This is a genomic window from Acinetobacter oleivorans DR1 (assembly GCF_000196795.1).
Taxonomy (GTDB): Bacteria; Pseudomonadota; Gammaproteobacteria; order Pseudomonadales; family Moraxellaceae; genus Acinetobacter; species Acinetobacter oleivorans.
In genome coordinates this window covers 3,079,007-3,102,105 of the sequence record NC_014259.1, presented here as the reverse complement: position 1 = coordinate 3,102,105, position 23,099 = coordinate 3,079,007, and the positions used below count along the sequence as shown (strand labels likewise).

The window sequence follows — 23,099 nt, the reverse complement described above, 5'->3', positions numbered from 1 at the left end:
ATAGTAAATGACAATGTTAAATATTAATAAAGCAGGCCAAATTGCCGAGTTGCAACAACGTGCCTACCACATTCGCCAACATGCTTTACGCATGGGGCAAGTACAAGGCCAAGGCTATGTTGGACAAGCTTTGGGTGCAGCAGATCTACTGGCAGTATCTTATTTCCATGCGATGAAATATCAGCCAGAAAACCCTGAATGGGAAGGCCGTGACCGTTTTTATCTCTCTATTGGGCACTATGCGATTGCACTTTATGCAGCCTTAATTGAAGCAAAAATTATCCCGCTTGAAGAACTTGAAACCTATGGTGCAGATGATAGTCGTCTACCGATGTCGGGCATGGCTTCATATACACCGGGCATGGAAATTACAGGTGGTTCATTGGGGCATGGTCTTGGAATTGCGGTCGGTGCATGTTTAGGACTGAAACAGAAAAAGTCGGATGCTTTTGTTTATAACTTACTGTCCGATGGAGAGCTAAATGAAGGCTCAACATGGGAGGCAGTGATGTCTGCTTCTCATTGGAAACTAGATAACTTGATTGCCATTATTGATGTGAATAATCAGCAGGCAGATGGGCACTCCAGCGAAATTTTAGCGTTTGAACCCATTGTAGACCGTTGGCAATCATTCGGTTGGTACACCCAACGCGTAGATGGCAACAACATGGAAGCTCTGCTTGAGGCATTCGATCAGGCACGAAACTATAAGGGAACATGCCCACGTGTCATTATTTGTGACACCAAAATGGGTAAAGGGGTGTCGTTCTTGGAAAGCCGCGAAAAAACACACTTCATTCGTGTTGATGAACATGAATGGGACGACGCTTTAAATATTTTGACCCACTACGGACAGTAAGGAGTACACCATGAGCCAGTTAGCTAATCCTCCTAAGAAAAAACTAACCACTTCGGCAATGATTGCTTCTATTGCTGCTGAGGGCCAACCGACCAAACCAGCACCATTTGGACATGCACTGAATGCCTTGGCAAAAGAGCGTGATGATATTGTGGGCTTATCAGCAGATTTATCAAAATATACAGACCTGCATATTTTTGCTAAAGAAAATCCAGACAAGTTTTTCCAAATGGGCATGGCAGAACAACTTTTGATGAGCGCAGCAGCAGGACTTGCTCGTGAAGGATTTGTTCCCTTTGCGACCACCTATGCTGTGTTTGCATCACGGCGTGCCTATGACTTTATTTGTATGGCGATTGCGGAAGATAATCTGAATGTCAAAATTGTGGCGGCACTTCCGGGCTTAACCACAGGCTACGGCCCAAGCCATCAGGCGACTGACGATATTGCGATTTTTCGTGCAATGCCGAACCTAATGATCATTGACCCTTGTGATGCCTTAGAAATCGAACAAGCGATTCCACAGATTGCTGCTCATAATGGGCCCGTATATATGCGTTTATTGCGTGGACAAGTTCCATTAGTGCTCGATAAATACAATTACCAGTTTAAATTAGATAAGGCACAGGTGATTAAACCGGGTAAAGATTTACTTATCATTTCGACTGGCTTATTGACCATGCGTGCACTTGAGGCAGCCGAAGAGCTTGAAAAAGAGGGCATTGAGGTTTCAGTGTTACATGTGCCTACAATTAAACCTTTAGATGAACAAACTATTTTGGATGAAGTCGCTAAATGTGGCCGACCTGTTTTAACTGCCGAAAATCACTCAGTCATTGGTGGGTTAGGGGAAGCTGTCGGGTCCTTACTTTTAAGAAATGGTCAACATCCTCGTTTTGACATGATTGGTTTGCCAGATGCATTTTTAGATGCAGGGGCATTACCCACTTTGCATGATCGATATGGTATTTCAACTGAAGCAGTTAAAGAGAAGATTAAGTCACATTTGAAGTAGAAATATTTATTAAGTCTCTCAGCTCTAGAAATGTTGGGAGACTTTTTTGAAGTTTTACGAAAGTATATAAGGGGAGATTTTTATAATTATTAGGTAAAGTAATTGATATTTAATAAAATTTTTACAATACTTGTCATTGGGTTCTAAGTTCAGCATTCATTTAATAGTCTAAATTTAATAACTTTTAATACTTTAAGAAATATATAACTAAGTTTTATAGCAGTGATTTTTTTTTAATGGTATAAAACAATTATCTCGATAAATTGTAGTGCTATTTTTATGGATATTTTTGATTTTATTAATAATTATAAAAATCACCCAGTATTATTTATAGGTACAGGCTTTAGTCTCCGATATTTAAGTAATTCATATTCTTGGGAAGGTTTGTTAAAAAAAATTGCATTTGAATTAAAAGGAAATAATGAATTTTTCCATGATTTAAAAGGTCAAGTATATGATAGACGTTCAGGTACTTATGATTTTATGAGGTTAGCTTCATTATTACAGGAAGAATTTAATAATCAGATATCCGCTGATCGCAATGGTAAATTTAAAGAAATTAATGATGAATATTATAATAAAAGTGATGAAGGAATCACATCGGATAAGTTTAAAATATATATTTCAAAATTATTAAATGAGCTTAACATAAAAGAAGAAAAGAGAGAGGAATTAGAAGTTTTTAATTTACTGTCAAAAAATATATCTTCTATTATTACAACTAATTATGATAATTTGATTGAGGTTGTTACAGAGTTTGATCCTTTAGTAGGCAATAATATTTTACTTAGTAATCCGTATGGTTCAGTGTACAAAATTCATGGTAGTGTAGAAAATCCAGAAGAACTAGTCTTTACATCTGACGATTATTCAGAATTTGATCAAAGATATGATTTGATTCGTGCACAATTAATATCTTTATTTGTGCATAATCCTATAGTCTTTATAGGGTATAGTGTCAATGATGTTAATATTAAAAAAATTCTAAGTACTATTTATAAATATGTTCAACTCAACTCTACTCAAGCGGAATTGATAAGAAATAATTTTTTATTGGTTGAATATCAAGAAGGTTCTGATTCATTAGAAATACTAGATCATGATATTGATGTTGATGGAAATACTTTAAGAATTAATAAACTTAAAACAGATAATTACATTGAGTTATATCGTGCATTAGAATCTTTAAGCTTGCCTGTATCTACATATGAGATTAGACGTGTACTTGATAATGTTAAAGATATTACTTCGGGAGGAACAATAAAAGTAAGTATTGCTGATGATATTGATCAACTAAAAAACTCAGAAAGAATTTTAGCAATTTCTCCAAAATCTAAGCCAACTATTGAATATACATATACAGATTCTTCACAGTTGATTATTGATTACTTTGAAATTATTGATAATAAAAGTGAAAATCTAGTTAAGCTTATTGATGAATTTCCTGTTTCAAGGACTCATTGGTTTCCTATTTTTGGATTTGCAAATATAGTTCCCGATTTATTTAAGGCCGAAACATTGAAAACACAGCAACGAACTAAACTTGCGAATAATTTTAAAACAAATATGAGTAGATTCGATAGTCTTGGTTTAAAAAATATTAATGAAGTATTAATAGCTGAAAATATTCCTGAGAGTTATAAAATAGAGTATATTTTTTATAAAATATATAATAATTCTTTTGATTTAGATGATTTAAAAGAATACCTATTAAAAATAAATGGAGATTTAGATTCTAATTATAAAAAATTGTTATGCCTATATGATTTTAAAAAATATGAGAATTAATAAAAATCCCCTCAATTGAGGGGATTTAATATTGTTACTTAAGCTTAAACAATCGAATCATCTAAATTCGGTCCTAACCAACGCTTCGCTTCATCAAGTGTCCAACCTTTACGTTTTGCATAATCTTCAAGTTGGTCTTGAGAGATTTTGCCTACGTTAAAGTATTCACTTTGTGGATGAGAATAATAGAAACCACTTACTGAAGATGGTGGCATCATTGCAAAGTGTTCAGTTAGTTTAGTACCGATTTTGTCGGTAGAGCCTAACCAATCAAATAACACTGCCTTTTCAGAGTGCTCAGGGCAAGCAGGGTAGCCCGGTGCAGGGCGAATACCGACGTATTTCTCTTTAATCAGTTCTTCATTGCTGAGCTGTTCATCAGCTTTATAGCCCCAGAACTCTTTACGAATGCGTTCATGTAAGTGTTCGGCAAAAGCTTCAGCAAAGCGGTCAGCTAATGACTGCACTAAAATTGCAGAGTAGTCATCACCTTTGGCTTTGTATTCATTTGCCAATTCTTCTGCACCAAAAATCGATACAGTGAATCCGCCTAAGTAGTCCTGCTGCTCACGGTCAGCGCGAATGTAATCTGCCAAAGACAAGTTTGGTTTACCTGTGACTTTGTCAGATTGCTGACGTAAATGCTCAAAGGTATGTGTAACCTTTTGACCCGCTTCATCAAATACGCTGACGGTGTCCGCATCAGTGCGCTGAGCAGGGAACATACCAAATACAGCACGTGCGTCAAAAAGGTTGTTGTCGATAATATCTTTCAACATTGCTTGAGCTTGGTTATACAGATCAGTTGCCGCTTCACCAACCACTTCATCTTCTAAAATTTTCGGGAACTTACCTGCCAAGCTCCAAGAAATGAAGAATGGTGTCCAGTCAAAATAATCTACGAGTGTTGCAAGTGGGTAATTTGTTAAGACCTGTGTTCCCAAAAGATTTGGTTTTGGTGGCACGTAGCTTTCATCAATTTTAAAACCATTCTCAACCGACTCTTTATAAGTCAATTTTGCAGCTTTTGGCTGTTTATTGGCTAAGCGCTCACGGATTTTGGCATATTCAGCCCGGTGCTCTGCAATAAAGTTTCCACGCATTTCTTTTGAAAGAAGGGTAGTTGCGACACCCACAGCACGTGAAGCATCGGCAACATAAATCACTGCATCGTTTTGGTATTGAGGGTCAATTTTTACTGCTGTATGTGCTTTTGAAGTTGTTGCACCACCAATCAATAAAGGAATGTTAAAGCCTTTACGCTGCATTTCTTTCGCAACAAACACCATTTCATCTAAAGATGGCGTAATCAGACCTGATAATCCAATGATGTCACATTTTTCATCAATTGCAGTTTGCAAGATTTTCTCGCAAGGCACCATCACGCCAAGGTCAACAATATCGTAACCATTACAGCCCAGTACCACGCCTACAATATTTTTACCAATATCGTGTACGTCGCCCTTAACAGTTGCCATCAGGACTTTACCTTTAGATTGGCTACCTGTTTTCTCAGCTTCAATGTACGGGTTGAGCCAAGCTACAGCTTGCTTCATAACTCGTGCAGATTTCACAACCTGAGGTAAGAACATTTTGCCTGAACCGAACAAGTCACCAACAACGTTCATGCCGTCCATCAAAGCGCCTTCGATTACATCTAAAGGACGTTTGGCTTTTAGGCGAGCTTCTTCTGTGTCTTCGTCAATGTATGTGGTAATACCTTTGACTAATGCATATTCAAGACGTTTCTCTACAGGTTCGTTACGCCATTCAAGGTTTTCTGCTTCGCGCTGCGCACCACTATGACCACGGAACTTTTCAGCGACTTCAAGTAGTTTTTCAGTAGCAAGTTGACCAGATTCACCTTGGTTCTGGTTTAAAACAACATCTTCAACTGCATCTTTGAGTTCTTTAGGAATATCGTCATAAATTGCCATTTGTCCGGCATTTACAATCCCCATAGTCATGCCTTGTTTAATGGCATGATATAAGAACACAGAGTGAATCGCTTCACGAACAGGCTCATTACCGCGGAACGAGAATGAAACGTTCGATACACCACCAGAAATCATGGCGTGAGGTAAGTTTTGTTTAATCCAACCTGTGGCTTCAATAAAATCGACGCCATAGTTATTGTGTTCTTCAATACCTGTTGCCACTGCAAACACGTTCGGGTCAAAAATAATATCTTCAGCAGGGAAGCCAACATCGTTAACCAAAACGTCATAAGAACGTTTACAGATTTCGCGTTTACGCTCAGCAGTGTCGGCCTGACCAGTTTCATCAAAGGCCATCACAATAATTGCAGCACCATATTGGCGACACAGGCGAGCTTTTTCGACAAACTCGTCATAACCTTCTTTTAACGAAATCGAGTTAACGACAGGTTTACCTTGTACGCATTTTAAGCCTGCTTCAATGATTTCCCATTTCGATGAGTCAATCATGATAGGCACACGTGAAATATCTGGCTCAGATGCCACAAGGTTTAGGAAATGTACCATCGCATTTTGCGAATCGAGCATCCCTTCATCCATGTTAATGTCGATAATCTGAGCGCCAGCTTCCACTTGTTGCTGTGCAACTTCTAAAGCTTCGGCAAAGTTTTCTTCACGAATTAAGCGTAAGAATTTTTTTGAACCAGTAACGTTGGTACGTTCACCGACGTTAACGAACAATGAGTCATCATAAATATTAAATGGTTCTAAACCACTTAAGCGACAAGCTGGCTTAGTTTCAGGAATTTGACGTGGTGCAATGTCTTTTACAGCATTGGCAATAGCACGGATATGGTCTGGCGTCGTACCACAGCAACCGCCGGTAATATTGATCAAACCACTTTCTGCAAATTCTTTTAAGAAGGCAGCAGTTTGTTCTGGTGTTTCATCATATTCACCAAAAGCGTTTGGTAAGCCAGCATTTGGATGAGCAGAAATGAACGTATCAGCAACATCAGACACGGTTTTAACGTGAGGACGCATAGCATCTGCACCAAGGGCACAGTTGAAACCAATTGAGAGTAAGTCACCATGGCGTACAGAGTTCCAGAACGCTTCAGCAGTTTGACCTGTTAAAGTACGACCTGAAGCATCGGTAATAGTCCCTGAAATCATGAGTGGTAATTCATGACCAATTTGCTTAAAGACTTCTTTCACCGCAAAAATTGCAGCTTTACAGTTTAATGTATCAAAAACGGTTTCAATCAGAATGATATCTGCACCGCCTTCAATCAGCGCATGAGTTGCCTCAATATAGTTTTCTTTTAGCTCATCAAAAGTGATGTTACGAAAGGCAGGGTCATTTACATTAGGTGAAATTGAACAGGTACGCGATGTTGGACCGAGTACACCTGCTACAAAACGCGGTTTATCTGGAGTCGAATATTTTTCACAAGCTGCTTTAGCTAAACGTGCTGCTTCACGGTTAATCTCTGGAACAAGATCTTCCATGTGGTAGTCAGACATTGAAACACGCGTGCCGTTAAAGCTGTTGGTTTCAATAATGTCTGCGCCTGCATCAAGATAAGCTTCATGAATACCTTGAATGATTTCGGGTTGAGTCAGCACAAGAAGGTCATTGTTACCTTTTAGGTCTTGTGCCCAATCGGCAAAACGCTCACCACGGTAGTCAGCTTCTTCTAATTTATGGCGTTGAATCATGGTACCCATCGCACCATCAATAATCAGAATGCGTTTGGCAAGAAGCGCTTTTAGGGTGGCAAGCGTAGACATAAAAAACCCCGATATCGTACAAATTTAAAAATGCGGCGCTATTGTAACAGAATAGTTGCACAATTGATGAGCTATAACGACCCACCATTCACTTGTAATAGATTCATTAAAAAACGGCTTTTATGACAAATAGAGACTGTTTTTTCATCAAATATTCATAAAATGATCATGATATTGAAATATTTCATCGCCAATATTCCTTTTTATGACAATTATGCTGTTTAAAAAATAAGCATTCGGGTAATTTTTTATATATTTTTGCTTTAAAAATAGTCATAAATAAGGAAGATATAAATTGATTTAAATTATTGTATTTTAATAAAAAAATAAATTTCATAGAGGAAAGGTGCATCAAATGAGGTCAAAATATGAAAAATTGACTTCATCAGGCGCCGCTTTGTCATATAATTGTCATAATTTAATTTAAGAATACAGAGGATTTTTTTATCCTCTTACCGTCTGCATGAATTCTAATCTACCCCCTGTTTCGGATTCAAAACTTGCGGCAAACCTGCAAGTCAAATCGACGAATGTACATGTCCCGACACCTAAGTTTTTTATGCCGGTGTTTCTGACGATTATTGTTGCAACACTTATTTATATTGGATTTCAGGTGAGTGCTGATTTAGCACATGTACCACCTTTGAGTCTTTATTCGGTTATCCTTTTATCTACTGCACTCTTGATTGCTTTAGGCTTTGAGTTTGTAAATGGCTTCCACGATACTGCAAATGCAGTAGCAACAGTGATTTACACCAATGCTTTACCTGCACCAGTTGCAGTCATGTGGGCAGGTTTTTGTAATTTTCTTGGGGTAATGGTTGCAAGCGGCGCAGTCGCTTACGGCATTATTGCATTGTTGCCTGTTGAACTGATTATGAACATGGGTAGCGGTGCAGGTTTCGCAATGGTTTTTGCGCTTCTAATTGCTGCGATTCTCTGGAACTTAGGTACTTGGTTCTTGGGTATTCCTGCTTCTAGTTCTCATACCTTGATTGGTTCAATCTTGGGCGTAGGCATTATGAACCATCTGTTGAGTGCATCGACTGGCGTAACGACCAGCGGTGTTGATATGGATCAGGTGATTAAAGTCGGTAAGGCATTATTATTTTCGCCTTTAATTGGTTTTGCTTTTGCAGCGATTGTATTCTTATTGGTTAAAACTGTTTTTAAACGCCAATTAGAATTATTCCAGCCGCCAGAAGGTAATAAACCACCACCAGCAATCATTCGTGCAATTTTAATCTTTACCTGTACAGGTGTAAGTTTTGCACATGGTTCTAATGACGGTCAAAAAGGTATGGGTCTCATCATGCTGATTTTGGTTGGTCTGGTGCCGTTGGCTTATTCATTAAATAAAAACCTTGATACACAACAAGTTCAATCATTCCATCAGCTTTCTTCTCAAACTGCCGTATTTTTGAATCAAAATCAGCCAGAATTAACTGATGAAAAAGCACGTCTTATTCTGACTAAATACATTCAAACTAAACAGCAAACTCCAGAAGTAGTGCCTGCATTGGCAAGCATGACTGACCACTTGGGTGAGCGTGTTTCTAGCTATAGCAACTTAAAAGATATTCCAGAAGCTGCAATTAGCGAAATTCGTAATGACATGTATTTAAGCACCACTTCGTTTAAGCGCTTGGATAAAGCAAATGCATTACCAAAAATGGATCAATCACAAGAAAAACTTGTGAAAGAATACCGTAGTAGCTTAGATTCATTCTTACAATACATTCCAACTTGGGTGAAAGTAGCAGTTGCTTTGGCACTTGGCTTAGGCACCATGGTTGGCTGGAAACGTATTGTTGTGACTGTAGGTGAGCGTATTGGTAAGCATCATATGACTTATGGTCAGGGGATGTCTGCTGAGCTTGTAGCAATGAGTACAATTGCAGCTGCTGACGGTTTAGGTATGCCGGTTTCAACAACACACGTTTTAAACAGTGCTGTTGCGGGTACCATGGTTGCGAATAAATCAGGCTTAAACTTCAATACAGTGAAAACAATTTTATCTGCATGGGTATTTACACTTCCTGCAACAATCTGTTTATCAGGCGGTTTGTACTGGTTATTCTTGCAGTTTGTATAAACGCATTTAAAACATTAAAGCCACTGTAAACAGTGGCTTTTTTATTTGTTTCTTTTAAAGTTCAGTCTATTTTCATGTACATTCAATTATAAATTAACAAGTCGTTATAAGGCGTCAAACAGCTTTAAAAGCTGAGCTTAAACTTTTTATATCAGGATAGATTATGGATGCGGTTCAAATAGATCAGCTAAAACAACAATTTCCACTTATTGAGACACTGCAAGCCTATAAAGAGACATTTTGGTTTACACCTCATCGCTATCCTTTAACAGAAGCTTTAGAAAAAGTTGGACTCACAGTAGACGATGTAAGTGACGCGGAAGCAAGGCTAGCGCGTTTCGCACCTTATTTAGCAAAGGTATTTCCTGAAACTCAAGCACAACATGGAAAAATTGAATCAGATATTGTTGAAATTCCGAAAATGCAGCAAGCACTTTCTTCAACAGAACAAGTGCTACTGAGTGGAGCATTCTGGCTAAAAAAAGATAGTCATTTACCTATTTCAGGTTCAATTAAAGCCCGTGGTGGTATTTATGAAGTCTTGGCTCACGCCGAAAAATTGGCAATTGAGGCAGGGCTTCTTAAGTTGGAAGACGATTACACTAAACTCGACCAAGACGCATTTCGCACGTTTTTTTCTAAGTATCAAATTGCAGTAGGTTCTACAGGCAACCTTGGGCTTTCAATTGGCATTATGAGCGCCAAACTGGGTTTTAGAGTCACAGTCCATATGTCTGCCGATGCGAGACAGTGGAAGAAAGACAAACTGCGTTCACTGGGCGTCAACGTGGTGGAATATGCTAGTGACTATGGCGTAGCGGTTGAAGAGGGACGAAAAGCCGCAGAACAAGATCCACACTGCTTTTTTATTGATGATGAAAACTCGAGAACATTATTTTTAGGCTATGCCGTTGCAGGAATCCGCTTAAAACAGCAATTTGAGCAAAAACAAATTAAAGTTGATGCTGAACACCCATTATTTGTTTATTTGCCTTGTGGCGTCGGTGGTGGCCCAGGTGGCGTGAGTTTTGGGTTGAAACTGGCTTTTGGTGAGCACGTACATTGTATTTTTGCTGAACCAACCCATTCGCCTTGCATGTTACTTGGTGTGCACACAGGCTTGCATGATCAGATTTCAGTAAATGATATTGGCATCGATAATGTTACCGCCGCAGATGGACTTGCAGTAGGGCGTGCTTCAGGTTTTGTTGGACGTGCTATGCAACAGTTAATTGATGGCTATTACACCATTCATGATGAACGTTTGTATGAACTCATAGCACTTCTGAATCAAACTGAAAATATTAAGTTTGAGCCTTCAGCAGTGGCAGGCATGATGGGGCCGTATTATGTCCAGACTAACCCTGATTATTTGGCTGTACATCAACTATCAGCTGAGCAGTTACAGCAGGCAACCCATGTAATATGGGCGACAGGAGGCGGTATGGTGCCGCCTGATGAAATGCAAAAATATCTATCACATTTTCAAAATAAATAGATAAACACAGAAAAAAGCCCAATTATAGAATTGGGCTTCAATCAAATTATTTTTTAGAGGATTTTCCAAAAGGTAGTTTTTCGGTTGCAAAGCCATAGATTGCAGCAAAAGGCAGGGCAGTTCTTGCTAAATAAGCAACACGCCACAATCCACCGTGGTTGGCACCTTCCATCATAAGTTCAAGCGGATGGTCTAGCTCAGTTTCAGGATTTGCTACAGAAGATTCATTTCTTAAGTCATGAATCCAGATTGCAGCCATAATTGCATTGGTAGTTTCAGGGCTAAATGCTTCTACATCAAAAAGTTCTGCACCATTAAAGGCTGCTTTCAACAATGGATTTTTAGTCACAGAATGAGTCGTTGTTGATGGTGCAATATTAATGCTCACGTGTTGTCCTTGATGGCGGGCCAAAATAGCACGCCATTGTTGAATGCGTTTTGCCAAAGCATAGTTTGGCCCTTGTTCAACAACTAGACAGTCGGCAATGCCATAAGTTTTTCCATTTTCACAAGCAATTAAGTCTTGATAAGGTGCTTGGAAAAAACGATTTAAGGAAAGTGTAGAAACACCTTTCACTGCCAATTTTTGTAGTTTTGTGCGTGATTTAAATTTTTGTTGAGCAGCTTTTGCTACTTCTTTAGGAACTGCATAAACATCGGTTGGCGTACACATAAACATAAGGCTCGTATCAGACTTATGTTCGCTCACAAATTGCATGATGCTATCCATTGCCATGGACACGCGAACATGCTTTTCACCATCTAAATAGGCGATTGCGGCCAAATCTAACTTTTGTGGAAACTGCACTAGCCACTGTGCAATTTCTGGTAATTGAGTCAATAAATTTGCACCCAATTTATCCTTTAGTTCAGAAGCTTTTGCTGAGGAAGCAATTTGTTCAACGCTTGGAGCAATGAGTGTTGCGTTTCCTTGTTGAATCGTATTTAAAATTTTGCCCCAGACACGTGGGTTTGGTAAGTCGACAGCAATAATATTCGCTTTCCATTTGGCTAACCAAGGTAGAGGACCAGCTTCTGAAGCCGCACCAAACAACACCATGGTACGGTCAGATAAATCAAACCATTCTGGATGAGCAGTAGCTTCACGCAAAGCTTTTGCATGGCTTGGTTCAATAATACCAGCCTCTTCCCAACGTTGAATTTGGTCTAGTAAGCTTTGTCCACTGAGCTTTTGCCCTTTGTAAGGAACATACCACTCTGGGGCTGCAACACTTTCACCTTTAAGTTTTACTGTATGAAGGGGTGTAGATGAAGCAATATGAACCGCATCTTTTAAAAGGTAATGCTTACTATCACGATAGTAGTCAAAAAGGTGGTGAGCTTTATGCAAGCCCTGCTTAGCAATAGTAATTGGGTTGCTACTATTTGAGATGCCTTGCTTAACAAGCGCTTTAAAATAAATAGGGTAGTTTTTTCGCCAGTTTTTTTCATTCAACACTTGTTGCGCGGTTTTATTATCTACAACAGATAAAGCCTCTGACAAAATCTCTTGGCCTGTAAGAGATGTGCTTTGTTTTTTTGTTGAGGCGTGTACTGGAAATTGTAGACCTTCGACTTGACTTGTGCTGGACATAAAATATCTCGTTATAAGACTGGGTTAATATACAGATGTATACATTATCTATGCCAATGAAAGGAAACGAGTGGCAATAACTGACAAAATAATATTGAATATTTATGTGATGAAACTTGAAAGAGCAATTTTTTATGATAAATCCATCTCATTTTGACCTTAATTTTTTTTCACATTTTTTAGAACATTTTTATAGACTTACGTTACATAAATGATTATTTTGTATGAAGCAAATACATCAGTTTTAACCTGAAGGTAAAATGTTCAAAATGTATCAATAATACAGATGCAGAAATGATTAAAAACTAGACTTTTTTCTTAAAGGATAAGAGAAGTCAGACGGAATAAGAAAGAATTGGGGTGAAACTAGATAGAAGACAACGTAAGATTGTCTTTTAAAAATCTTGGGGATATGGTGATTTTTTTACACCATAATTTTCTAGTTTCATCCCATCTATTTTTGGGTTGGAACCCACTATTTTTGTACTCAGCTTATCATTCAATTAAACTCTATTTCTTTAACGTAACTTCAAAATTACTTTAAGAATGAGTGTTTCTAACAGCGTCCTTTTTTAGCTTGTCCTGGTGGGCAAAAGTCTCCGGGATGATTGTGATAAGGTGAATCTGGATCAATCACAATACTACCTTCCCGTGTATGAACTGCACAGGCTGATAATGACATTGTGAAAATTGCTGCTACACAAAGAAATAATGCTTTCATCATGTTCTCACTTTTTTATCATTCTCCTTTGTACTATAGAAATATATTGATTATTTTTCGACCTACTTTTCGTTAAAAATATATTTACTAATTCTAATCAAAAGAAACTAATCAGATCTTAAAATTGTTCGAAAGCCAACGTGGGTTGCTGCTAAATCAAAGTCTTGCGGATAACGACTACTGTTTCGATAACGCGAACAATAATTTTGAGCACATAGAAAAGATCCGCCTTTAATTACATATTGTGTACTCGCAATTTGTTGTTGTCTTAAATCAGAATAATTTCCCATATGTTGGTCATGAGCACCTTGATAAGGAGAGGATGTCCATTCCCATACATTTCCAATCGTATCAAATAGTTTGAAATTATTTGCCGCAAAACATCCAACGGGTGCTACATCTTTAAAGTGATCTTGATTTAGGTTTTGAAAAGGGAATTCACCTTGCCAGTAATTTGATTGTGGATGTTGATGTTCATCGGTAGGCGCTTGATGTAAGGGCGTATCAGTTTTTGAGTTGGCTTTAGCTGCATATTCCCATTCTAGTTCTGTTGGTAAATCATGTCCGAGCCAGACTGCATAATGTTCAGCATCGTTTTTACTTACATATCGCACAGGCTCATTAGGATTGGCTAAGGCACCTTTACTGCCATTTGGCGTTTTCCATGTATATCCTGATTTTAACTGCCACCATTGCTGTGGATGTTGAGGGTCTGGTGAAAAAACAGCAGCCTGCTTTTGTTTTTCGGCATCGGTAATATAGCCCGTTGCTTTTATGAAGCTCGCAAATTGAGCAACCGTAACTTCTGTTTGATCAATCCAGAATCCTTTGACTTCTCTTTGTTTTTTTCCAAAATTAAGTTCATCGGGATAGGCTTTCTCAGAACCAAAATTAAAATGCCCATCGGTAATTAAAACCATGCCAGCTGTAGGTTGTTTGAGCCAACCTTGGGGTAGTCCAGTATAGTTTTTACACTTTTCAATAGAACCTAGGTCAGCTAAAGACGTTGGCTGTTGAGGTGAGGGTGCTGATTCAGAAACTTTTGAAGATTGGTTACAGCCTGTCATAAAAGACAGGCTGATTGTGGTAACTAAAAATAGTTTTAATCTCATTTGGCGTTATATTCCTGCACACCATTTTTCTCAGTATATTTTTGATAAACCGATAACAACTCTTGCACTTTTGCTGGGTAAAGTTGTGCAACATTGTGCTTTTCTCCACGATCAGTGGCAATGTTATACAACTCCCAAGTTCCTGTGCCTAACTCAGGGCGCCCTTGAACTGCAATTTTCCATTCACCTTGTTTTGCATATTTGCTGCCATGTAATTCATCGGCAAAACTAAAATTTGCAGGGCGAATGGTAGTGGTTTTATTTTCAAGTAAAGGCTTCCATGAAATCCCTGATGGTGTATTAATGGTACGACCATTGTATTGGCCTTGAGGTACTGGAATATGAGCATATTCTAATAGGGTTGGGAAAACATCGAGTACAGATGCAAAGCTATTATTGGTTTCTTCTGCTTTTTTCTGATTTGGTAATTTCACAATAGCAGGGGCAGTGGTTGCACCTTCACCAGCTGTATCTTTCCATAAATGAAATGGTGCCGCGCTGACCTCGGCCCAACGTGGTCCAATATAGTGATATGAAGTTGGTGTTCCCACATTTGCTACAGAGTTATCAAAACCAGATTCACTACCATATCCGCCACGTACAAAACCTTCAGCACCGTTATCGGAAACAAAGAAAATTAAAGTGTTGTCATAAAGATTATTTTGTTTGAGGTATTGAATAATGCGGCCGACGTTAGCATCGAGGTTTTCTACCATGCCTGCATAGATTTCCATTTTACGGGCTTCTAGTGCCTTTTGTTCAGTTGTTAACTCATCCCATTTTCCATATTTTTGTGGGGCATTTTGAGTTGCAATTAGTTCTGCTGCCTCAAAGTTTGCAGGGATAATTCCAAGCTGTTTTTGCTTAGCAATACGTGCGTTACGAATAGCATCGTAACCAACATCATAAACACCGCGATATTTTTCACGGTATTCAGCAGGTGCTTGAATTGGCCAGTGAGGCGCCGTATAGGCAGCATAAGCAAAGAACGGTTTGCCACTATTTTTGCCTGATTCTAAGTAGCTGAGTAATTTATCGGTAAAATAATTTGTCGAGAAAAAGTCATCAGGCAAAGCTGAAACAGGAATAATTTGGCCATCTTCTGTATAAGTTGAATTTCGTTTAAACGCACTTGGCGCTTGCTTAAAGTGGTGATCTAAACCTTGTAATAAAGTAAATGAATGATCAAAACCTTTTGCATGTGCATTTGTTTCTGGAGTTAGCCCTAAATGCCATTTACCGCTGATGTACGTGCGGTAACCATTATCTTTAAGTACTTGTGCAATCGATAGAGAACGTTCATTTAAATATCCCTCGTAGCCTGGTTGTCCTTTTAAATGTTCCGGTGTGAGTTCAGCCATAGCCCCAATACCAGCTAAATGATGATCAGTACCAGAAATGAGCTGAGAGCGTGTTGGAGAGCAGGTCGGGGCAGTATGATAATCCGTTAAAAGGCGGCCTTCTTGAGCCAAACTATCAATATTAGGGGTGTGAATTTCACCACCAAAAGCCCCTAAATCTGAATAGCCTAAGTCATCAGCCATAATAAATAAGATATTCGGTTGCTTAGGTGTGGTTGCTACATTTTCTTGATTATCGTTGTCATTACATCCAGCTAAAGATAAGCTAAATAAAGCAATGGAAAGGCTAGATAAAATTGCTTTGTACGTCATTGTATCATCTGAATTATTAAAAGAATTGGCACGAGTTTAATCAGATGGTTTTTGCAATCAAAACAAAGAAATGATCAAAGATAATCAGAAAAAAGACTGAGAATTTATAGTGATAAATTAATGAGAAAAAAAGAAAAGCCCACAAAGGGCCTTTCTTTAATTTATTTTGTTTAGAAAGGAAGGCGAGTCAGTTGGTCTAAGAAATGCGGAATAACTTTTGGTTCAAGTAAAATTGTTACGATGATTCCGTAAGCCGCACCCCATAAATGAGCACTATGGTTAATATGGCTATTACCGCGCTTACCAGCCCAAATACTGTATGCCACATATAAAATTGCAAAAATAATAGCGGGCACAGGAATAAAAAATACGAAAATCAGCTTCCACGGCTGGAATAGGATATAAGCAAATAACACTGCCGAAACAGCACCTGAGGCGCCTAGGCTGGCCCAATTCGCATCATTTTTATGCTGTAAATAGCTTGGTAAAATCGCGAAGATTAAGCCACCTAAATAGAACAACACAAAACCCATGTCGTAGAAATATTGGCGATAAAAACTTTCAATAATACTGCCAAAGAAGAACAGGGTAATCATGTTGAAAAGTAGATGTGTTCCATCGGCATGGATAAAGCCATGAGTAATGAAGCGATCAATCTGTCCACGTTGCATTGCAGGTGGCCAAAAAATCAGCCGGTTCATCACGTTTTGGTTGCTAAAAGCAATTAAAGAGATAATGACCGTAATAATAATAAGAGTAACTGTATGGTTAAATGGCAAATGCAACATAAGAAATATTTAAAAAATGATCAATACTGGCTCAATAATGCCATTAAAAACTTAAGTTGAAACCCTGTTGTGTATAAATCCGACAAATTTAGTTGATTTTTTTTAAATCCACCTCATCTTCGGTTAATATAAAGGCATCAGCTTGAGGAATATTGTTATGTCGACTGAGAACACCAACACTGCTGTTGCAGAAGAAATTCCAAACCTTTTGATTACACCATCTGCACAAGAGTATTTGCACGATTTATTAACGAAGCAAAATACTCCGGGAATTGGCGTTCGAATTTTTGTTGAGCATCCAGGTACGCCACGTGCCGAATGTTGTATGGCATATAGTGCGCCAGAAGAAGTGATCCCAACAGATTATAAACAGGACTATCCTGATTTTCCTGCGTATATTGATGCACCATCTATTCCATATCTTTTAGATGCTGTAATCGATTACAACAAGGACCGTTTTGGTGGTCAGCTCACTTTCCGTGCACCAAATTCTAAGGTTCCACGTGTTGGTCCAGATGCATCAATTGAAGAACGTATTACTTACATTCTTCAAGCAGAAATTAACCCAGGCCTTGCAGGGCATGGCGGAAATTGTAGCTTGGTAGAAGTACAAGATGACCCAGAACATGGTTTAACTGCTGTATTGAAATTTGGTGGTGGTTGCCAAGGTTGTTCTGCAATTGACGTGACCTTGAAACAGGGCGTTGAAACTACTTTAAAAGAGCAGATTCCTGAGCTCCAACGTGTGGTTGACCAAACTGACCATACGCAAGCAGAAGGTGCTTATTTCAAATAATTAAATTATTTGAAAAGTGACATAAAAAAGCCTCGCAATGAGGTTTTTTTATTATTCAATATAAATAATGATAATTATTATCAATATCATTTGTAATTTTATTTAGATTTGTTACAATGCCGAACTTAAAATGAGAGATGTTTAATAAATCAATATATTGGGAATACTTATGTCGAAGCGTATTATCCAGTCAGTGCTTTCTGTTTCAGTACTGGCAAGTATGATGTCTATGGCTTATGCTGCACAAAATGAGCAAGAACAAGCTGAACAAGCATTAGAAAAGCCTGCTGAACCTGTGAAATTGGAAACAATTTTCGTAACTGCTGAAGAGCAAGTGAAGCAATCGCTCGGTGTGTCGGTTATTACCAAAGAAGATTTAGAAAAACTACCAGTTCGTAATGATATTTCTGACTATGTACGCCGTATGCCGGGTGTTAATTTAACAGGCAATAGTGCAACGGGGCAGCGTGGTAATAATAGACAAATTGATATTCGTGGAATGGGGCCTGAAAACACGCTCATTTTAGTGGATGGAAAACCAATTAACTCTCGTAATTCAGTTCGTTATGGCTGGAAAGGAGAGCGTGATACACGAGGTGATTCAAACTGGGTTCCAGCAGAGGCAATCGAATCGATTGAAGTTTTACGCGGACCAGCCGCAGCTCGTTATGGTTCGGGTGCAGCAGGTGGTGTGGTTAACATCATTACTAAAAAAGTGACGAATGAAACCCATGGCTCATTAGAGTTTTATACTTCACAACCTGAAGACTCTAAAGAAGGTGCATCAAATCGTGTTGGCTTTAACGTAAGTGGGCCATTGATTAAAGACGTTTTGTCTTATCGTTTATATGGTAATTACAATAAAACAGAAGCTGACGATGTCGATATTAATAAATCAATAGGCAGTACCGCAGCTGGCCGTGAAGGTGTTAAAAATAAAGATATTTCAGGCCGTTTAGCTTGGCAGGCAACAGATCAACAAACTGTCTTACTTGATGTATCTTCTAGCAAACAGGGTAATATTTATTCTGGTGACTCTCAGTTAAATGCAAATGCTGAAGCAGATGCGATTCTTTCGGAACTTATTGGTAAAGAAACCAATACCATGTACCGCGATAGTTATGCATTAACGCATGAAGGGGATTGGTCTTGGGGTAAAAGTAAGTTAGTTGCTCAATATGATAAAACTCACAATAAACGTCTTCCTGAAGGTCTGGGCGGCAGCACAGAAGGAAAAATTAATAATCTGGATGACAAAGCCACTTCACGCTTAGAAACTCTTCGGTTAAATGGTGAAGCCAATATTCCTTTTGAATATTATGTACCACACGTATTAACACTCGGTACTGAATGGGTTGAAGACAGATTTAAAGATAATATTTCGACAAATCAGGGAGCAGACAGTAGCGGTTCAGGTTACGGCGATCAATTAGCTAAAGGCAATCGCAGTAAAATGGAATCACGTATTGCTTCTGCATATATCGAAGATAACTTAAAACTTACCGACAGCACTGATGCCGTAATAGGTTTGCGTTTCGATGATCACAGCAAATCTGGTTCTAACTGGAGCCCAAGCTTAAACATTACTCAAAGACTCAATGATTATTTCACTTTAAAAGGTGGGGTAGCAAAAGCGTATAAAGCACCAAACATGTATCAAAATGCCGAAGGATACTTACTCAGTACGAACGGCAATGGTTGCCCGGCCAATATTGAGTCACGGTGCTTGTTGCAAGGTAATGGTGATTTAAAACCAGAAACTTCGGTAAACAAAGAGCTCGGTATCCAGTTCCAAAAAGATATCGTGAATGCGAGCTTAACTTGGTTCCGTAACGACTATAAAGATAAGATTGTGGCCGGTACAAATGTTGTCGGAACAGTTGATGGTTCAAGCACCAATGCAAATACAGGAGCTGTGACCAATACCAAGTGGAATATCTTACGCTGGGAAAATACGCCTAAAGCATTAATTCAAGGTTTTGAAGGAAGTTTGGGGTTAGACTTTGGCGATATTCGTTGGACCAATAACTTTACTTACATGATGGACTCGAAAGATAAGCAAACGGGTAACCCATTATCTTTAGTGCCAAATTATACGATTAACTCGATTTTTGATTACGACATTACAGATCAGTTAGATGTGAATTTTGTATTCACTCAATATGGCCGTCAAAAATCTCGCCAGTTCGCTGAAAATAGACTCGAATCGGGCATTGGTTCAGGTGGAACAAATTCTGCGATTAAGCCAAGTACTGTAAAAAGCTATAGTACTGCTGGAATTAATGTTGGTTATAAAATTTCAGACAATATTAGTACGCGTGTTGGCGTAAGTAACTTGTTTGATAAACAAATTTTAAGAGACAGTAATTCGATCAGCCAAACCTACAATGAGCCAGGTCGAGCTTATTACGCTTCTTTAAAATATTCTTTCTAATCAAGACAAATAACAAAGGCGCTTTAAGCGCCTTTGTTATTGATAATATTTAATGCTTTTTCAGAATAATAAAATTTCTCTAAATACACGCGAGCACGACGTCTTAAATGTCCCGTTGTAACTAATTGCTGTAATACAGGCACAAGCAACTGAGTCAGTTCATGTTGAATTAAACTTTCATTAATATTGAGATCACGCAGTAGCAAGTCAAAATTACGTTCCTGATTTCGAACATACCACGTGTAAACACCATCATGGACTTGTTGTTTGAGGTAATCAGTTTGACGAATGTGATCCCAAATCTCGTGTCCTAAACCTACAGTTTTTGATAAATCTTGAACTTCTACATAGTTTTTCAAGACAGAAAGTGGCATAGATTTAACTTTATGCCAAACATTTGCCTGAAAATGATAGAGCTTGTCATTGTCAAAATGTTGGTTTAAAACGCGCTCACTCATTTGACTTAGTTTTAAAATATTCTTTTGCAAATAATGATTAATCGTGTCATCTAGATTTGAATCAGTCACTGTTTCTAGAACAGATTTCCCCATTTTCATAAAACGGCCTACACCCGGCACACGTTTTGACATAGATTCATCTAAGTAATCATGCATTGTTTGTTGAATCAATTGAGTCAAGAGTGCTGAAAATGCAGGATTATTCACAATCGTTTTAATGATTTTTTTACGATGCTCTTCTTTACTTGCAACGTATTGCGCAATTCCATCAATTGTTAAAACAGGAATAACATCTTCAATTGTTGTATTTTCATTGGCTGGATGAATAAGTGCAAAGCGAATATGTTCTGCAATTTGTTCAAGCAGAAAATCAGAAGCAGGAGTTTCTAAAATCTGTTTTTGAATCAGCTGCTGGATTTGTTCAAAGGTCCAGAGGTGTTGTAGTTGCCGACTACCCAACCAATGATAAAATTGCTCAAATTCTTGTTGAATAATTTGGGGCTGAGCAAATTCCTCATCTAAAAAATCAAGATGAGCTTCAATGAGTTTTTCTATAAGCGGTTGGGTAGACATAAGGTCTCACAAGTCCGAAGTTTTATTTAAGGTGTAGTCGTTTTTAAAGACTGATTTGTTTCTACTTTCAGTAAAAACGGTACATATTGTTGAATAACCAGCTGCTCGGCTTCCAATATTGGCATATGGCCGACATTCTCTAAAATAACTGGAGGCTGGGCATTCTTTAAAAGTCGTTTTAGTTCACTTGCTACTTCTACGTTAATAATCTTATCTTGCTTGCCCCATAAAATCAGTGTTGGTGCATCGATTGTCTTGGTAAGAACTGCAAATGAATCTGGCGTGTAGACTTTATTGAGTGCAATAAGCTGATCAACCAGTTTTTGCGTTTGAGGCGCCTGATTAATCATCAGCTTTTCTTGAGCTTGAAGGAACTCTTTAGGAATAAATGGAGGATTAAACATGGTTTGCTTTAACAAATAGTTAAAGTCACCTTTTTTTGATACTAAAAGTTGTTTTAAGTAGGCTGGATCTTTTAGATAAATTGTATTTGCAGAGCGGAAAATACCGCCACTATCAACCAAGAATAGACTTTTGGTTTCAAAAGGATATTGTCCAGCATAGAGTAGGGCAATTGAACCACCAAGTGAGTGGCCAGCAATGTGAATTGGGCCTTTTAAATTTGCAGCTTCAACAAATCGACGTAACTTTTCGGCAAGATTAGGTACTGAGTAGTCGAAATCCTGTGCAACTAAGGTTTCACCACTACCAGGTAAGTCTGGAATAATAACGTGGTAATTTGCTGTGAGATAACGTGCAACTCGGTTCCAGTTATCACGACTCCCTCCTAATCCATGAATAAGAAGCAATGTCGGTTTAGCCGTAGAACCATCTTCACTATATGACCATGTCACCTCGCCAACTTTTAAACTTTTACTTTGTAAACCTGCCCAACTGCGCTCTTGCTGTAAAATATTCTGAAAGTTTATATCTATGGTATCAGCTGCTTGCGTCTGAAAAACACCTGTTATTGTTGTAAGGCTACAAGCCAAGGCAAGTACTATAGCTGTTTTCTTTATGGTCGTTTTGGTTGATACAAACAGCGTCGTCATAAGATTTCATCCTTGAGGCATAAGCGAGTTTGAAAATTATTGAAAAACTTTGCCAATGAGTCATTTGCCAAATGATCAAAAGGAGAAAAATTATAGTCAATCCGAGAACCAATGTATGTCTATTTTTTCGCTAAACAGTAAGGAATTTGCGATAAACATTACATTCAAATAGAGATCGTATTTTTAAATTTTTTCCTGGAAAAGGATTTAATTTTTTGTCAGTGACATTCAAATTTTGACACATTAAAATGATTTCCAACCTTGAAAAAACAATGGAAATATAAAATGCCTACCGCGCAAGAAGTTTTAGATCGTCTGAAAGCTGGTAATCAACGATTTGTAAATGGAAATAGTTCCCTTGCAAAAACCTTATCGCATCATGAACGCGCTGAAATGGCAAAGGATCAAAATCCGTTTGCGATTGTATTAGGTTGTTCAGATTCACGTGTTCCAGCAGAAATGGTATTTGATCAAGGTCTTGGTGACTTATTCGTAATCCGTGTTGCTGGTAATGTGGTTGCTCCATCACAAGTTGGTAGTGTTGAGTTCGCGGCAGAACGCTATGACTGTCCAGTTGTTGTTGTATTAGGACATAGTCATTGTGGCGCTATTCAGGCGACAATTGATACGTTAATGAATCCTGATCACCCGCCATCATCTAACTTAATGTCGATTGTGAACCGTGTTCGTCCGTCAGTTGAAATTTTAATGCAGACTGATTTAAAAAATGATTTGAAAAAACTTTCATGTCATGCGGTACGTTCAAACGTTTTTGCTTCGGTCAATCAATTACGTCATGGTTCGGCTGTGTTAGAGAGCCTGATTGCGAAAGGTGAGTTGATTGTTGTTGGTGCAGAATATTCGCTAGAAACTGGTGAAGTAACCTTCTTTGATTTCTGATTATATTAATAA

General features: G+C 38.3%; 16 protein-coding genes. 8 read left to right on the top strand and 8 right to left on the bottom strand.

From position 1 onward, the window contains the following. The first annotated feature begins 13 nt into the window (after positions 1-13). The 3 genes from AOLE_RS14475 (at position 14) to AOLE_RS14465 (ending at position 3,662) form a co-directional block, all read left to right on the top strand. The gene (locus AOLE_RS14475; RefSeq protein ID WP_081399357.1) at positions 14-859 is read left to right on the top strand and encodes a transketolase; all 846 of its coding nucleotides are present in this window, start codon (positions 14-16) and stop codon (positions 857-859) included. 10 nt (positions 860-869) lie between these two features. Next, entirely contained in the window at positions 870-1,874 is a 1,005-nt protein-coding gene (locus tag AOLE_RS14470; protein WP_013198634.1) for a transketolase family protein, read from the top strand. Positions 1,875-2,153: 279 nt separating this feature from the next. Continuing rightward, on the top strand, positions 2,154-3,662 hold the full coding sequence (locus AOLE_RS14465) for an SIR2 family protein (RefSeq protein ID WP_013198633.1): 1,509 nt from the start codon (positions 2,154-2,156) through the stop codon (positions 3,660-3,662). Positions 3,663-3,706: 44 nt separating this feature from the next. Here AOLE_RS14465 and metH read toward each other — a convergent pair whose 3' ends face one another. After that, entirely contained in the window at positions 3,707-7,393 is a 3,687-nt protein-coding gene (gene metH, locus AOLE_RS14460) for a methionine synthase (protein ID WP_013198632.1), read from the bottom strand. Positions 7,394-7,856: 463 nt separating this feature from the next. Here metH and AOLE_RS14455 point away from each other — a divergent pair, with 463 nt between their 5' ends. Together AOLE_RS14455 and AOLE_RS14450 are read left to right on the top strand one after the other, a co-directional pair. Then, positions 7,857-9,488 (top strand): inorganic phosphate transporter, encoded by a 1,632-nt coding sequence (locus tag AOLE_RS14455; RefSeq protein WP_023274301.1) that lies wholly within the window; start codon positions 7,857-7,859, stop codon positions 9,486-9,488. 163 nt (positions 9,489-9,651) lie between these two features. Beyond that, positions 9,652-10,986, top strand: a complete 1,335-nt coding sequence (locus AOLE_RS14450; RefSeq protein WP_013198630.1) for a D-serine ammonia-lyase — start codon at positions 9,652-9,654, stop codon at positions 10,984-10,986. A gap of 46 nt (positions 10,987-11,032) precedes the next feature. On the opposite strand, the gene AOLE_RS14445 is transcribed toward AOLE_RS14450, so the two are convergent. The 5 genes from AOLE_RS14445 to AOLE_RS14425 all read right to left on the bottom strand — a co-directional run bounded on the left by AOLE_RS14445 (position 11,033) and on the right by AOLE_RS14425 (position 16,874). After that, positions 11,033-12,580, bottom strand: a complete 1,548-nt coding sequence (locus AOLE_RS14445; protein ID WP_013198629.1) for a hypothetical protein — start codon at positions 12,578-12,580, stop codon at positions 11,033-11,035. A 556-nt stretch (positions 12,581-13,136) separates the two neighbouring features. Continuing rightward, positions 13,137-13,301: a hypothetical protein gene (locus AOLE_RS20035; protein WP_016138934.1), complete on the bottom strand. Its 165-nt coding sequence runs from the start codon at positions 13,299-13,301 to the stop codon at positions 13,137-13,139. A 107-nt stretch (positions 13,302-13,408) separates the two neighbouring features. Beyond that, positions 13,409-14,413 (bottom strand): SUMF1/EgtB/PvdO family nonheme iron enzyme, encoded by a 1,005-nt coding sequence (locus AOLE_RS14435; protein ID WP_013198627.1) that lies wholly within the window; start codon positions 14,411-14,413, stop codon positions 13,409-13,411. Next, entirely contained in the window at positions 14,410-16,086 is a 1,677-nt protein-coding gene (locus tag AOLE_RS14430) for an arylsulfatase (protein ID WP_013198626.1), read from the bottom strand. Before AOLE_RS14430 ends, AOLE_RS14435 begins: the two co-directional genes overlap by 4 nt. Positions 16,087-16,256: 170 nt before the next feature. Beyond that, positions 16,257-16,874, bottom strand: coding sequence for a rhomboid family intramembrane serine protease (locus tag AOLE_RS14425; protein WP_013198625.1), 618 nt, complete (start codon positions 16,872-16,874; stop codon positions 16,257-16,259). Positions 16,875-17,031: 157 nt separating this feature from the next. Between AOLE_RS14425 and nfuA the strand changes: the two genes are divergently transcribed. Together nfuA and AOLE_RS14415 are read left to right on the top strand one after the other, a co-directional pair. Continuing rightward, entirely contained in the window at positions 17,032-17,670 is a 639-nt protein-coding gene (nfuA, locus tag AOLE_RS14420) for a Fe-S biogenesis protein NfuA (protein WP_005303330.1), read from the top strand. A 169-nt stretch (positions 17,671-17,839) separates the two neighbouring features. Beyond that, entirely contained in the window at positions 17,840-20,104 is a 2,265-nt protein-coding gene (locus tag AOLE_RS14415; protein ID WP_013198624.1) for a TonB-dependent siderophore receptor, read from the top strand. A gap of 23 nt (positions 20,105-20,127) precedes the next feature. Here the strand turns inward: AOLE_RS14415 and AOLE_RS14410 are convergent, their stop codons facing one another. Both AOLE_RS14410 and AOLE_RS14405 read right to left on the bottom strand, forming a co-directional pair. Next, positions 20,128-21,135, bottom strand: coding sequence for a hypothetical protein (locus AOLE_RS14410; RefSeq protein WP_013198623.1), 1,008 nt, complete (start codon positions 21,133-21,135; stop codon positions 20,128-20,130). A 26-nt stretch (positions 21,136-21,161) separates the two neighbouring features. Beyond that, a complete protein-coding gene (locus AOLE_RS14405) occupies positions 21,162-22,187 on the bottom strand; it encodes an alpha/beta fold hydrolase (protein ID WP_013198622.1) in 1,026 nt (341 codons plus the stop codon). A 285-nt stretch (positions 22,188-22,472) separates the two neighbouring features. On the opposite strand from AOLE_RS14405, the gene AOLE_RS14400 reads away from it, so the two are divergent. Beyond that, the gene (locus tag AOLE_RS14400; RefSeq protein ID WP_004793989.1) at positions 22,473-23,087 is read left to right on the top strand and encodes a carbonic anhydrase; all 615 of its coding nucleotides are present in this window, start codon (positions 22,473-22,475) and stop codon (positions 23,085-23,087) included. Positions 23,088-23,099: the final 12 nt, after the last annotated feature.